Below are 14249 nucleotides of genomic sequence, written 5' to 3'. Positions count from 1 at the left end.
GATGACCGCCACACACACCCTGGATGCCGGTGTCCGCTCGGGCACCGGCATCCAGATCTCCGGAGTATCGAAGTCGTTCACCCTGCGCGGGGGCAGGTCGCTGCAGGCGCTGCAGAACACCGACCTGCACACCGAGAAGGGGTCATTCCTGGCCCTGCTCGGGCCGTCCGGGTGCGGCAAATCCACGATCCTGCGCATCCTCGCAGCTCTCGACCACCCGTCCGACGGCATGGCGCTCGTCGACGGCGAGACGCCCGATCAGCTGCGCGCGAAGAGCGAGCTGGGCATCGCCTTCCAAGACCACGCGCTGCTGCCCTGGCGCAGCATCCGCAAGAACATCGAGCTGCCTTTCGAGGTCGCCGGTCGCCCCGTCGACAAGGCCTACGTCGACGAGCTCATCGACCTCGTGGGCCTGCGTGATTTCGCGAACGCGAAGCCCGCGCAGCTGTCGGGCGGCATGCGCCAGCGCGCCTCGATCGCGCGCGCCCTCGTGCTCAAGCCCTCCGTGCTCCTTCTCGACGAGCCGTTCGGCGCGCTCGACGACATGACCCGCCAGAACCTCAACCTCGAGTTGCTGCGCATCTGGACCGAGAAGCCCGCGACGACGCTGCTGGTCACCCACGGCATCAGCGAAGCCATCTTCCTCGCCGACCGCGTCGCCGTCATGTCGCCGCGTCCCGGGCGGGTCAAGGAGATCATCGAGGTCGACCTGCCGCGTCCGCGAACCCCCGAGATGATGCGCACGCCCGAGTTCCACGCGCTCGTGGACCGGGCATCCGAACTGCTGTTCGGTGCGGACGGGCACGCCGAAGCGGAGGCGTGAGGTGACCCGGGCCCGCATCCCGGCCTGGCTGGCCACCGTGATCGGCGCGGCGGCGCTGATTCTCGCGTGGTGGTTGTTCTCGCTGCTCGCGTTCCCGCAGCAGGAGGGCACGACCTTCACGCCCGTTCCCTCGCCGTACGCCGTGTTCGACTGGCTGTTCATCCAGGGCAACATCGCCGGCGCGTGGAGCGTTTTCCAGCCGACGATCACGGCCGCCGCGATCGGGTATCTGTGGGGCAACGGCATCGCACTCGTGCTCGCGACATCCGTGCTCGTCTTCCCGCGCACCGAGACCGTCATCACCCAGATCGCGGTCGTCACCTACTGCCTGCCGGTCGTCGCGGTCGGCGGCATCTCGGTCGTCGTGCTCGGCGGCGCGAAGAACCCCGGCGACCCATCGGCGACGGCGATCTTCCTCGCCGCGCTCGTGTGCGTGTTCACGACGGTCGTCGGCGCGATCCTCGGCTTCAAGTCCGCCGACAAGGCATCCCTCGACGTCGTCCGCGTCTACGGCGGCGGCGCCTGGACGCAGTTGCGCAAGGTGCGGCTGATCGCGGCGCTGCCCGCGATCCTCAACGCCCTGCAGATCGCCGTGCCGACCGCGTTCCTCGGCGCCGTGCTGGGCGAATACCTCGGCTCGATCACAGCAGGAGTCGGGCCGACCCTCATCCGCCTGCAGGGGCAACTCGACTCGGCCGGCGTGTGGTCGGTGTTCCTGCTGTGCGCCGTGTTCGCCCTCGCCGCGTACGGCCTGTTCGGCCTCGCGATCAAGCTCGTCACTCCCTGGGTTGCAGGCGCCGCGGGTGTGGCTGGGAAGGCGGCCTGATGTCTCCGCGTGCAACTCTCGATCCGGTCACCGCCGGAGGAGCCACCGTCCAGCTGGCCGTGGCAGCGGATGCCGCGGCGCAGGCGCGCCTGCGCATCGAGCGCCGGCGCGCACTGCGCAAGACGGTGCTGCGCTCGCTCGGCAACGCCGGGATCACGATCGTCGTGCTGCTTCTGCTGTGGCAGGCGGTCGTCAGTCTCACCGGCATCTCGCCGTACATCGCCAAGGGCCCGCTGGACGTGTGGGAGTTCCTCGTGGCGTCGGCGAATGCCGAAGCCAATCGCGCCCAGCTGTTCCCGCTCGTCGGGCAGACGCTCGTGGACTCGTCGCTCGGGTTCGTCGTCGGCATGGTCGTCGCGATCGTGCTGGCGGTGGCGTTCAGCCTGTCGAAGGCAATCGAGGCGGGCGTCATGCCGCTCGTGCTGCTGCTGCGGACGATTCCCCTCGTGTCGATCGCGCCGGTGATCATCCTGATGACGGGGCGCGGCACCACGGCATCGGTCGCCGTCATCGGCACGATCGTCGTGCTGTTCCCCGCGCTCGCGAACGTGCTGTTCGGGCTGAGCCGGGCGAGCCGGCAGAGCCTTGACGTCGTGCACGTGTTCGGCGGTGGACGCTTCATGGCGCTGCGCAAGGTCAACATGCCCGGAGCGCTGCCGTCGATCTTCGCGGCGGCGCGTGTTTCGGTGCCGGGGGCGGTGACCGGTGCCCTGCTGGCCGAGTGGCTGTCGACGGGCGCCGGCATCGGCGGGTCGATCTTGAAGTTCAACGCGCAGGCGCAGTTCGCGCAGCTGTGGTCGTCGATCGCGCTGATCACGATCATCACCCTGCTGCTGTACAACCTCGTGCAGATCGTCGAGAACATCGTCCTGACCCGCATGGGCATGGCCCGCTGACCCCTGCTCATCGCCGACCATGTCCCACTTATTGCAGACCATGTCCCAGAAATGGTTGGGTGTGGTGCGCTGAACCAGCGTTTTTTGGGACATGGTTCTGCGGACGGATGCTGCGGCAGGCCCGGGACGGATGCCGCGCCGCGGGCCACTCAGTGTGGGTGGCCGCGCAGCGGGATGACGGATGCCGGCAGCTCGTGCACCTTCGCCGACGCCTCGGCGGCCAGCGGGTTGGTCGACACCCCGTTCTCGCTCACGAGGCGGCCGCCGACGTAGACGGCCTTGAGGTTGCGGGGGCTCATCGCGAGCACGTACGAGCGGACGGGATGCCACAGCGGCCCGACATCCGGCATCCGCGGGTCGACGACGACGAAGTCGGCGAACTTGCCCACCTCGAGCGATCCGACGCGGTCGTCGACGCCCATGATCTCGGCTCCGCCGAGGGTGTGCAGGCGCAGCATGAGCTCGGGCATCATCGACAACGGATCCTTCGTGCGTGCCCGCTGCATGTAGATGCCCATGCGCATGTTCTGCCACGGGTCACTCACGTCGGTGCACGCCTGATCGTCGAGCCCGACACCGACCTTCATGCCCATCTCGAGCATCTCGGGCACCAGCGCGACACCCGACGCGAGGCGACCGTTGGATGCCGGCTGCCATGACATCGAGGCGCCACCTGCAACCGACTCGGCGATGATCTCGGGGGTCGTCTGGATGAAATGGCCGAACATGAGCCCGAGGCCCAGCGCCCCGGCATCCCGATACAGCGCGAACTTGGACTGCTGGTGCTCGACCGCCTCGGGCGACTCGAGGAAGTGCGCCTGGTTCGTCACGCCGTAGCGGCGCATCGCCTCGACCTCGAACTCGGCGGCCTCGGGGTGCGGCGACCACTGCACCTGGCCCATGATCGACGAGCCGAGGGCGAAATCGGCGTCCATCGCGCGGGTGTGCGCGACCTCGGCGGCGAAGCGGTCGAACACCTCGTCGGAGCTGCCGACCGTGACGTCCATGCCCGAGGCATCCACGAAGCGGATGCCCGCGTCGAGCGTCCCGTCGGCCTGCCGGTAGTGGTACTCGAGTCCGCGGATGCCCGCGGTGCCCGTGCGCTTGCCGTCGACCATCGACTCCCACGCCTGCAGCGGGTCGGTGAAGTTGTACGCCGTCGTGACGCCGTTGGACAGGAAGTCGAGCGATCCGTGCAGCGTCGACCAGTACAGCTGCTCGGGCGTCATGTGGGCGGTCGTGCCGAGCATCGCGTCGCACCAGCCGTAGAGCGTGTCGGCGACGCCGAGGCCGCGCAGGCCGCTGGTGAACAGGTGCGAATGGCTCGAGACGAAGCCGGGCGCGACGAAGGCGCCCGCGACATCGAGGGTCTCGTCGGCCGTGGCATCCGGCGTTCCCGAGCCGATCGCGGCGATGCGGCCGTCTTCGATCAGCATCCAGCCGTCTTCGATGTACCCGGGGTCGGCGGTGCCGGCGGGGATCGTGATGAGACGCGCGTGGGTGACGAGGAGAGACATGCTCGTCACGGTATCCGGGCGATGTTTCCGCGCTGTCACGGCCTGGAAACACGCAGGCACACCCCGGAAACACGAGGGTTCTAGCGTCGGTGCATGGGACGGTTCACAGTCACGGTCTTCTGCGGATCCTCGCCGGGGTTCGACCCGATCTACGTCGACGCCGCCCGCGCGGTCGGCACCGCGATCGGTCGCGCCGGCATGAATCTCGTCTACGGCGGCGGGCATGTCGGGCTCATGGGAACGGTGGCGGATGCCGCGGTGGCAGCCGGCGCACACGTCACGGGCGTCATCCCGCGCGCACTGCAGGCGCGCGAGGCCGTCAACCACAACATCGCCGAGCTCGTCATCGTCGACACGATGCACGAGCGCAAGATGATGATGGCCGACCGGGCGGACGCGTTCCTGGCCCTGCCGGGCGGGCCCGGCACGCTCGAGGAGCTCACCGAGCAGTGGACGTGGGCGCAGCTGGGCATCCACACCAAGCCCGTCGGCCTGCTCAACATCGACGGCTACTTCGACCCGCTGCTCGCGTTCGTCGGGAACATGCGCGACCGCGGCTTCACCCACCCGCGCTACACCGACATGCTCGTCGTGGCGACGGAGGCCGGCGAGGCCCTCGCGCGGCTGCGCGACTACGTGCCCCCGGCGCGCAGCGAGGCCTCGCCCGGCGCCGAGATGACCGGCGCGCTGTCGCTGCCCGTGCGTCCCTGACGCGGCGACGCGGCGGCGCAGCGCGGCGGGTCAGCGCATCAGCGCGGCTCGGCGGCGAGGTGCAGGATCGACTCGGCGAGGGCGCGGATGCCGTGGGCCACATCGCCCGCCGACACGAATTCGTCGGGGTGATGGCTGATGCCGTCGGGGTTGCGCAGGAACAGCATCCCCACGTCGGTGATCGCACCGAGCGCCATGCCGTCGTGGCCGGCCGGGCTGAACAGCACGGGCGCCGCGTCGGAGCGCACGGGCAGGGTCGCACGGATGCCGGCGGCCACGACGTCCTGCAGCAGAGGGGCGCAGAACACCGCCGGGGCGCTGTGCACCTCGCGGGCCGACCAGCGCAGTCCGCGGCGGCCCATGATCTCGTCGAGGTCACGCGAGAGCACGTCCCACACGCGGTCGCGTTCGCCGTCGAACTCGCCGCGCAGATCGAGCGAGAACCGCACCTCGCCGGGGATCACGTTGACGGCACCGGGGAAGGCCTCGAACCGGCCGACCGTGCCGATGATGTGGTGCTCCGCGGCGCAGACGCGCTCGACGGCGAGCGCCGCCTCGCTTGCGCCCAGCAGGGCATCGTGGCGCATGTCGTAGGGAGTGCCGCCGGCATGCCGCGCCTCACCCTCGACGACGAGCTGGAACCGGCGCGCCGACGCGATCGACGACACGACCGCGAGGGGCTCCCCGGCGCGGTCGAGCGCGGGTCCCTGTTCGATGTGGGCCTCGAGGTAGGCGACGAGCTCGTCGGGGCGGCGGGCCGCCTCGCCGATACGCGCCGGGTCGAGCCCGAACTCAAGGAACGCCTGCCGCAGGCTCACCCCTTCGGCATCCGTCAGCGTCCACCACGCGTCGTTCCACGAGCCGGCGACCGCCGACGAGCCCAGCAGCGCCTTGCCGAACCGCGTGCCTTCTTCGTCGGAGAAGGCGACGACCTCGATCGGGAACGGCAGCGGCACGGCCCAGCCGCCCTCGGTCGGAACCCGCAGCAGCCGCACGACCTCGAGCGCGATGAGCACGCCGGCGATGCCGTCGAAGCGGCCCGCGTCGATGACCGTGTCCAGGTGCGACCCGAGCAGGAGGGCGGGGGCCTCGCCGAGCGCGCTCACGAACTCCGCAGATTCGCGCGAACTCCGCACAGATCCAGCGATATTCTGCGGAGTTCGTGACATACTGCGAGGTTGACGACCCCCGACCGTCTCGATCCGCCCGACCTGGTTGCCGGCGGCATCCTGCCACGTGCGCATGCCGAGCTCGCGCATCCACTCGGCGGCCAGTCGGTTGACGCGGGCGTGCTCGGGCGAGAGGTAGACGCGCTCGATGCGCCCGGGCGTCGCGGTGACGCGGGCGAGCTCGTCGCACCGCGCCATGACGCGGCGCGCGGCGGCCGCGACGGCGTCCGGCGACGCGGTGAGCAGGCGAGATGACGCGCTCACGCGGCCGCCGCGTAGATGTCTGCGGCCGCCTCGACACCGCCGCCCGCGGGCACGGCTGCCCCGAACCGCCGCAGCACGGCCTCGAGCGCCGCGAGCGTCGTGAGCACGGCGTCCTTGCGGGCGTTGTAGCCCATCGTCCCGATACGCCAGACGCGTCCGTGCAGGGGTCCGAACGAGGTGCCGATCTCGATGCCGAAGTCCTCCAGCAGGGCCGAACGCGCGGCATCCCCCGGCACGCCTGGGATCTCGACAGCGACGACGTTGTTCATCTTGTGCGCGACGTCGCCGAAGACGCCGAGACCGAGGCCCCGCACACCCGCGAGCATCGCGCGCCCGGCGAGCTCGTGCCGGGCGATGACCTCGTCGCGCCCCTCGAGCAGCAGCACGCGCGCGCACTCGCGCGCCGCGTACAGCATGCTCGTCGCCTCGGTGTGATGATTGAGCCGCCGCGGCCCCCAGTAGTCGAGGATCATGCCGAGGTCGAAGTAGTTCGAGAGCACGAAGTCGGATGCCGCGACGTCGCCCGCCTCGCGGATGCCCGCCTCGACGCGCCCGCGCGAGCGGATGACGTCGACGGCGCGCTCCGACAGCGTGATCGGCGACGAGCCCGACGGCCCACCGAGGCACTTCTGCAGGCCGGCGGTCGCGGCATCCAGTCCCCACGCATCCGCGTCGAACGCGTTGCCGCCGAGGGACGCGGTCGCGTCGGAGTAGAACAGGACTCCGTGGCGGGCGCAGATCGCGCCGATGTCCTCGAGCGGCTGGTTCATCGTGGTCGAAGTGTCGCCCTGCACGAGGGCGAGCAGGGTCGGCTTCACGCGGATGATCGCCTCTTCGATGACGGATGCCGGGAACACCTGCCCCCACTCCGTTTCGATCGTGTGCACCTCGGCCTGCGCGCGCTCGGCGATCTCGGCGAGCAGGTGCCCGAACCGCCCGAAGACGGGCACGAGCACACGATCGCCGGGCCGCACAAGCGAGACGATGGCGGCCTCGATGCCGGCGCGGCTCGTTCCGTCGATGAGCAGGGTCGCGTCGTTGGCGGTGTTCCAGACGCCCCGGTAGAGCTCCTGCGTCTCGGCCATCGCGGTCGTCATGAACGGGTCGTACTGCCCGACGAGCGGTGCCGACATCGCGCGCAGGACGCTGGGGTAGGCCGAGATGGGGCCAGGGCCCATCAGCAGGCGTGCGGGCGGGTCCACAGGGCCGGGGATAGCAGGGCCGGGGATGACGGTGGTCATGGTGCTTCCGTTCCGGTGGTGAGGGCGTGCAGGGCGAGGCCCTGCCGCACGAGGGCGATGTCAGTCCCGGCGCGTGCGATGAGGCAGACGCCGACGGGGGCGGGGCCAAGGGGCGAGGCGACCGTCAGCAGCGGCACCGACAGGGCGGGCAGCCCCGCGACGGCGGCGGGAGTCGTGAGCCGCAGCGTGGCCTGGCGCACGGCGTCGATGCCCTCGCCGCCTGCCGTCCGCGCGGGGGCGGCGCCGGGCGCGGTCGGCAGGATCAGCACGGCATCCGTCACGAGGTCGGTCAGCCGGGAGCGCAGCGGAGCGAGGGCGGCGCGGGCGGCGGTCTCGTCGGCGGCCGTGACGGCGGCGGCCGCACGGAAGCGTTCGGCGACGGCCGGGCCCGTGGCGCCCGGATGCGCCCGCAGCCAGTCGCCGTTGTTGCGCCAGGCCTCCGCGCCCTGCACCGTGCGGAACGGCACGAGGTAGTCGTCGAGGTCGCCGATCGAGGCGGTATCGACCGGCAGAGCGGATGCCGCGACGAAGGCCTCGAACGCAGCGCGCGTGGCGGCATCCGCGGCATCCAGGGCCTCGGCCGGGATGACGAAGCGCCACGGCAGGTCGGCGCCGGACTCGCCGAAGACCGACTCGGTCGAGTCCGACCCGTCGTAGCTGAGGCACCAGTCCGCGACGCGCTGAAGGGTCGCGCCGTCGCGCGTCAGCCACCCGACGGTGTCGAAGCTCTGCGCGAGCGGCAGCAGGCCCTGCCTCGGCACGAGCCCGTGCGTCGTGCGCAGACCCCACAGCCCCTGGTACGACGCGGGCACGCGCACGCTGCCGGCGGTGTCGGTCGCGAGGCCGACGTCAGCCTGGCCCGTCGCGACGGCCGTCGCCGGTCCGCTCGACGAGCCGCCGGGCAGGGCGCCCGGGAGGGCTGCGTTCGGCGGGGTGCCGTAGTGCGCGTTGTCGCCCGCGATCGAGTAGGCGAACTCGTCGGTGCGAGCGATGCCGCGCAGCGACGCACCGCCGCGGAGCAGGTCGGCCACCGCCGGAGCCGTCGTCGTTTCGGCACGCGCCGAGTCGAGGTAGGTGGGGTTGCCCGCGCCGATGCGGTAGCCCTTGATGGCGAAGAGGTCCTTGACGGCGACGGTGAGACCTTCCAGCGGACCGTCCCACGCGCCCTGGAACAGCGGGTCGCCGACCGACCGCCAGACCGACCGGTCGAGGGCCTGCGCGCGCGGCGTGACGTGGGCGGCTGTGATGAGCCAGCGTCCGTCGAGGCGTTCCCAGACCTGCGTCTGCAGTCCCGTGCCGCCACCGCGGAAGCGCGAGACCGACACGAGCAGCGCGACGTCGTCGGCCAGCGGGCGGTACTCGATGCGCTCGATCGTGCGAGGCGGAACTCCGCCGCGCAGGCCGCGGAACGCGCTGATCGTGTCGTGCCCGACGAGCAGGCCCGCACCGTCGCCGCGCATCGTGTCGGCGCCGGGCGCGAACGCGGCATCCAGCGCATCGAGGTCGTTCGCGAGGATGGCGGCCTCGTAGGCATCGAACGCCGCCCGCAGGTCGGCGGGGATCTCGGTCACGCGTCGCCCGCCCTCGCGACGTCGGCGAAGTCGGCCTCGCGGATGCGGGCGTGCACGCCGCACACGATGTCGACGACCTGCGAGATGTCGAAGTCGGTGGCCGCCGACAGGTACGCGTAGGCGAGGTGCTCGGCCATGCCGTACCGGGCGGCGAGCAGGTCGAGCGCCGCGCGCACGGCCTTGCGCATCGCCTCGTTGAGGTCAGGGTCGAGCCCCGTCGGCACGAGGTACTCGCCGGTCCGCACGAGGGGACCGGTGACCTCGCCGAAGGCGGCGAGAGCCTCGTCGCGCGGCACGACCTCGAAGCGCAGTGTCGCGCGCAGGGACGCCTCGAGCGCCGTCAGCGCGACCTCGCCGTCGCCCTGTGCGAAGTGCGGGTCGCCGACATACGCGAGGGCGCCGGGCACCTGCACGGGCAGGTACAGGACCGTCCCCTCGACGAGCAGGTTGATGTCGATGTTGCCGCCGTGCGCCCCGGGCGGCACCGAGTGCGGGCGCTCCGGACCCGCGACGGCGACGCCCATCGTGCCGAGGAACGGCGCGAGCGGAAAGCCCACGACGCGCTCGCCACCCTCGACGAGCGGCAGGCGTCCGGCGTCGCCGACCACCGGTGTGAAGACGCTGACGTTCTCGGGGCCGCGCGGCAGTGTGCCGGGGAGAGCGCCCTTGCCGTGCCGGTTCGAGATGACGCCGTACGGCACGCGCGGCGCGAGAGCGACGACCGTGATCTTGAGGAGGTCGCCGGGCTCGGCTCCCTCGATGAACACCGGCCCGGTGATCACGTGCGGCCCGTCGGCGACGGCATCACGGGGGGCGGATGCCGCGATCTCGATCGCGTCGGTGAGCACCGCCTCGGGCGCGACCCCGTGACCCGTGAAGTAGTCGAGCGGATCCTGCCCTTGATCAGGCAGGATGCCTTCGTGACTGACGGTGTCGAACGTGACGGTGGCCCCCGCCGGAACGGCGAGCACCGGGGCATCCGTCTCGCACGGAAGCCTCCCCCACAGCACCGTCTGCGGCGACGCGGCGACGTAGTGGTCGCCGGGGATGGGCCCGATTCCGGGCTGCAAGATCTCGCTCACGCCGTTCCTCTCGACAGGAGGCGGCCCGCCGGTGGGCGCCTCAGCCACGGCGCCTCGCCGGCGCCGCCTTCGCTCGCGTCGTACACACTCTGCCCGCGCAGCCACGTGCGGCGCACGCGTCCGGTGAGGACCTTGCCGTCGTAGGCCGAGATGGGGTTGCGGTGCTGCAGGGCGCGCGCCTCGATGCGCAGGGTGTCGTCGAGGCCGAAAACCGCGAGGTGCGCGGGCGCGCCGACGACGATCTCGCCGACGTCCGTCAGCCCCGCGACGCGCGCCGGTCCGGTCGTGAACAGCCGCACCAGCGTCTCAAGAGGGATGCCGCGGCGGCGCGCCTCGGTCCAGACGGCAGAGAGGCCCACTTGCAGGCCCGCGATGCCGCCCCACGCGAGGCCGAAGTCGCCGTTCCCCGAGCGCTTGAGGTCGACCGTAGAGGGCGAGTGGTCGCTCACGATCGCGTCGATCGTTCCGTCGAGGATGCCCTGCCACAGCAGGTCCTGATTGCCCGCTTCGCGGATCGGCGGGCAACACTTGAACTCGCTCGCGCCGTCGGGGATCTCCTCGGCGGTGATCGTCAGGTAGTGCGGGCAGGTCTCGACGGTGAGGTCGACGCCGTCGGCCTTCGCGGCGGCGATCGCGGGAAGGGCGCGCGCGTCACTCAAGTGCAGGATGTGGGCGCGTGCGCCGTGGCGCCGCGCGGCAGCGATGACGGCGTCGATCGCGGCCTCTTCGCTCGCCGGCGGGCGCGACGCGAGGAAGGCGGCGTAGCCGCGCCCGAGCGACCCGTCGCCGGAGAGGAGGTCGGGGTCTTCCGCGTGGACGATCAGGCGCGAGCCGATCGCCGCGACCTCGGCCATCGCCCGGTCGAGCTGATCGCGATCGAGGTGCCCGAACTCGTCGACGCCGCTCGGCGCGAGGAAGCTCTTGAACCCGTACACCCCCGCGTCGTGGACGGGCCCGAGCGCCCCGAGGTTCTCCGGAACGGCGCCGCCCCAGAACCCGATGTCGACATAGGCGGATGCCGCGGCAGCAGCCCGCTTGATCGCGAGGGCATCCGTCGTCGTCGTCGGCGGGATTGAGTTGAGCGGCATGTCGACGAGGGTCGTGACCCCGCCCGCGGCGGCGGCGAGGGTCGCCGAGCGGAAGCCCTCCCACTCGGTGCGGCCGGGTTCGTTGACATGCACGTGCGAGTCGACGAGACCCGGGAGGAGGACGGCGTCCTCGGGAACGTCGATTGCGCCGCACGGGGCACCGTGGGGCCCCCCCACGTCGGCGATGACTCCGCCGCGCACGACGACCTCGGCGGGGCGGAACGCACCGTCGATCCACGCGCGCTCCGCACGGATCACGAGTTCCGCGGCATCCACCTGCACTTCACCGGTCTTCACGCTTCTAAAGCTATTGCTTAACATGACGCGACCGATTACCCCCACGTAACGGGCGTGTGAAACGCCGTCGGGTTCACGCGCCGCGCGCAGGGAGGATCGTTAGCCAGATCGCCGAGGCCACCTCTGTCGTCTGGTTGACGACCCGATGCGGCCGCGACGCCGCGAACGAGAGCGACCCGCCCGCGCCGAGCCGCACGGTGCCCTCCGTGAACTCGAACGTGAGCTCGCCCGAGCGCACGTAGCCCGACTCGAAGCCGTCGTGCACGAGCATCGCACCGTCGGCGCTCGACGCGGAGCCTGGCGGGTAGACCGACTCGAAGAAGTCGATGCCGGGAAGAGGCGCCGGAGACAGTCGTCGGTAGACCACGCCCTGGTCCAGCTGCGCGGGGGCAGCCACCCCCGGCCCGGTGACGAGGACCCCCGGGAGGGGCTCGGCGACGTCACCCGCGGCGTGGTCGAGGTCGGGCGCGAACAGATCGAGGTCATCGAAGATCGCCGACACGGGAGCCCCGAGCACGGCAACGAGCTCGACGAGCCGGTTGACCGAGGGTCGCATCGCGCCCGTCTCGATCTGCGACAGCGCGCTCGACGAGACGCCGAGCTGCTGTGCGACCGACGCGAGGGAGCGACCCGAAGCCGTCCGCAGCCGACGCAGTCGCGCACCGATCTGTGCGGGCAGGGGGCTCTCTTCCACGGCATCCTCCGGTCCTCGTGCGCGACCAATCGTATGCGCGCGATCGCCGTTTCACGTTCAGTCATGACTTAACACAACCGTTACACCGCCTTCATGGCGGGCGCGACCGCACTCGATTTACTGAGGCCACACAGCACCTCGCACCGTCCGTCGGCCGTGTCGTCGGCGGACCGAACCCGGGAGTCCTTCACATGGCACGATTCCGTCCTCGCATCGCCGCCGCGCTGGCCGTGGCATCCGTCCTCTTCCTGTCCGCCTGCAGCTCGGGTGATACGACGCCCGCGTCGTCGGATGCCGCCGAGACAGTCACCGTCAAGATCGGCACGCTGCGCGGCCAGCCGCACTTCTACCAGCCGTTCCTCTACGACGACCACGCCGTCGACGGTGTGAAGTTCGAGGTCGTCACGCTCGACACGACGCCCGCCCTGTCCGACGCGCTCGCGTCGGGGTCGATCGACTTCGCGATCTCGGGTGTCACGCCGACGATCTCCTCCATCGCGCAGGGCCGCGACCTCAAGATCATCGCGAGTGCCGCCGACGGCGGATCCGGCTTCATCGGCAACGGCGAGTCGAGCCTCGAAGAGCTCGTCGGCAAGAAGATCGGCATCGTCCAGGGCTCGGCCCAGGAGGTGGCCCTCCGCCTGCTGATCGACGAGGCCGGCCTCACCCCCGAGGACTTCGAACTGTCGGTGATCCCCGTGCCCGAGATGGCATCGGCGTTCATCGCAGGCGATATCGACGCATTCATGGGCGTCGAGATCGGCGTCTCGATCGCGAAGAACGCCGGCGGCACCGAGGTCGTCGACCCGTACTCGACGCCCATCGGTAAGGTCAACATCGGCCTGGTCACTACCGGCAAGCTCATCGAGGAGAACCCCGAGCTCGTGCAGAATGTCGTCGACACGCACGCCGCGACGACCGCCTACATGGCCGACAACATCGAGGAGTGGCTGCCCGGCATGGTTGAGGAGTTCGGCGGCGACGAGGACGTGTTCACGTCGGCGCTGGCGAACTTCTGGCTGCGCTCGGATCTGTCCGACGAGTACGTCGGACAGCTCTCCGCCCTCGCCGAGGCGATGGCCTCGATCGGGATCATCACCACGACGCCCACGGGCGACGACATCGTGGACACCTCCTTCACCTCATGATCGCGCGGGTGGGGCCGGCTGAGGCCGCCCCCACCCGCCAGAAGGGCGGCCGCATGGCCACGCAGACGACGGCGCGACCCGTGCGCCGACGCCCTCCCGCGCAGCGACCCAATCAGCGCGCACTCCTCACCCGGATCCTCCTCGGGATCCCGATCCCGTTCCTGTTCCTCCTCCTGTGGCAGGTGGGGCGCGACCAGGCGTGGGAGATCCCCCTCATCGGCATCCGGATGGGGTACCTGCCCGCCCCCGGCGACGTCGTCGCGTCGCTGTGGGACTACGCGTTCGGGGGCACCCACGACGACGCCTTCTCCGGCGACCTGTGGGTGAACCTCGGGGCGTCCTCGCTGCGGGTGCTCATCGGCTTCCTCATCGCATCGGTGCTGGCGATCCCCCTCGGCATCCTGATGGGCCGCTACTACAAGATGGACGCGATGTTCGATCCGTTCATCAACCTGTTTCGGCCGATTCCGGCGACGGCGTGGGTGCCCCTCGTCGGCCTCCTCATCGGCTGGGGCGACCAGGCGACGATCTTCCTGATCGCCCTCTCCTCGTTCTTCCCGATCGTGCTCGGCGCGATCAGCGGATCCAAAGAGGTCCCGGGGCGGCTCATCGAGGCCGGTCAGATGCTCGGCGCGCGGCGATGGGAGATCCTCGGCCAGATCGTCGTGCCCGCCTCGGCAGCAGCCGTCATCAACGGAATGCGCGTCGGGCTCGGGCTCGCCTGGGTCGTGCTCGTGCTCGGCGAGAGCGTCGGCGTCAACGTCGGCCTCGGCTCTGCGATCATCCTCGCCCGCGACGTCGTGCGCACCGACATGATCGTCGTCGGCATGATCGTGATCGGCCTCGCCGGCTTCCTCTCCGACCGCATCCTCGTTGGAGTCTTCCGCCTGCTCACGCGCGGGCGCCCCCTGGTGAAGTGACG

At 70.8% G+C, this 14249-nt stretch carries 13 protein-coding genes; 6 read left to right on the top strand and 7 right to left on the bottom strand.

The window, feature by feature from the left end; genetic code table 11:
- The first annotated feature begins 1 nt into the window (after position 1).
- Genes Q0653_RS07070 through Q0653_RS07060 form a run of 3 tightly spaced genes read left to right on the top strand, consistent with a single transcriptional unit; the run spans position 2 to position 2545 of the window.
- Entirely contained in the window at positions 2–823 is an 822-nt protein-coding gene (locus tag Q0653_RS07070) for an ABC transporter ATP-binding protein (protein WP_298943751.1), read from the top strand.
- Position 824: 1 nt separating this feature from the next.
- Positions 825–1649, top strand: coding sequence for an ABC transporter permease subunit (locus tag Q0653_RS07065; protein WP_298943749.1), 825 nt, complete (start codon positions 825–827; stop codon positions 1647–1649).
- Positions 1649–2545 carry an ABC transporter permease subunit gene (locus Q0653_RS07060; protein WP_298943747.1) on the top strand — a complete coding sequence of 299 codons (897 nt, stop codon included), beginning with the start codon at positions 1649–1651 and terminating at the stop codon, positions 2543–2545. The genes Q0653_RS07065 and Q0653_RS07060 overlap by 1 nt, the downstream gene beginning before the upstream one ends.
- Positions 2546–2694: 149 nt before the next feature.
- Here Q0653_RS07060 and Q0653_RS07055 read toward each other — a convergent pair whose 3' ends face one another.
- The gene (locus Q0653_RS07055) at positions 2695–4062 is read right to left on the bottom strand and encodes an amidohydrolase family protein (protein ID WP_229934658.1); all 1368 of its coding nucleotides are present in this window, start codon (positions 4060–4062) and stop codon (positions 2695–2697) included.
- 93 nt (positions 4063–4155) lie between these two features.
- Between Q0653_RS07055 and Q0653_RS07050 the strand changes: the two genes are divergently transcribed.
- Entirely contained in the window at positions 4156–4773 is a 618-nt protein-coding gene (locus Q0653_RS07050) for a TIGR00730 family Rossman fold protein (RefSeq protein ID WP_196323523.1), read from the top strand.
- 38 nt (positions 4774–4811) lie between these two features.
- Here the strand turns inward: Q0653_RS07050 and Q0653_RS07045 are convergent, their stop codons facing one another.
- From Q0653_RS07045 to Q0653_RS07020, 6 genes are all read right to left on the bottom strand, one after another.
- Positions 4812–6140, bottom strand: a complete 1329-nt coding sequence (locus Q0653_RS07045; protein ID WP_277951180.1) for a Zn-dependent hydrolase — start codon at positions 6138–6140, stop codon at positions 4812–4814.
- A 62-nt stretch (positions 6141–6202) separates the two neighbouring features.
- Positions 6203–7447 (bottom strand): alanine--glyoxylate aminotransferase family protein, encoded by a 1245-nt coding sequence (locus Q0653_RS07040; protein WP_298943744.1) that lies wholly within the window; start codon positions 7445–7447, stop codon positions 6203–6205.
- Entirely contained in the window at positions 7444–9018 is a 1575-nt protein-coding gene (locus tag Q0653_RS07035) for an AtzH-like domain-containing protein (RefSeq protein WP_298943742.1), read from the bottom strand. Before Q0653_RS07035 ends, Q0653_RS07040 begins: the two co-directional genes overlap by 4 nt.
- On the bottom strand, positions 9015–10100 hold the full coding sequence (locus Q0653_RS07030; protein WP_298943740.1) for an acetamidase/formamidase family protein: 1086 nt from the start codon (positions 10098–10100) through the stop codon (positions 9015–9017). The genes Q0653_RS07035 and Q0653_RS07030 overlap by 4 nt, the downstream gene beginning before the upstream one ends.
- Positions 10097–11485: an allantoinase AllB gene (gene allB, locus Q0653_RS07025; RefSeq protein ID WP_298943738.1), complete on the bottom strand. Its 1389-nt coding sequence runs from the start codon at positions 11483–11485 to the stop codon at positions 10097–10099. Before allB ends, Q0653_RS07030 begins: the two co-directional genes overlap by 4 nt.
- 73 nt (positions 11486–11558) lie before the next feature.
- Positions 11559–12179, bottom strand: a complete 621-nt coding sequence (locus tag Q0653_RS07020) for an XRE family transcriptional regulator (protein WP_298943736.1) — start codon at positions 12177–12179, stop codon at positions 11559–11561.
- A 191-nt stretch (positions 12180–12370) separates the two neighbouring features.
- On the opposite strand from Q0653_RS07020, the gene Q0653_RS07015 reads away from it, so the two are divergent.
- Complete coding sequence (locus Q0653_RS07015) at positions 12371–13327, top strand: ABC transporter substrate-binding protein (protein WP_298943735.1); 957 nt, start codon at positions 12371–12373, stop codon at positions 13325–13327.
- Between the two features lie 53 nt (positions 13328–13380).
- Complete coding sequence (locus Q0653_RS07010; protein ID WP_196324767.1) at positions 13381–14247, top strand: ABC transporter permease; 867 nt, start codon at positions 13381–13383, stop codon at positions 14245–14247.
- The last annotated feature ends 2 nt before the right edge of the window (positions 14248–14249 follow it).

It is taken from the genome of uncultured Microbacterium sp. (genome assembly GCF_947488465.1).
GTDB lineage: Bacteria > Actinomycetota > Actinomycetes > Actinomycetales > Microbacteriaceae > Microbacterium.
The sequence above is the reverse complement of the archived record's forward strand: the minus strand, read 5'-3'. Positions and strand labels throughout refer to the sequence as shown.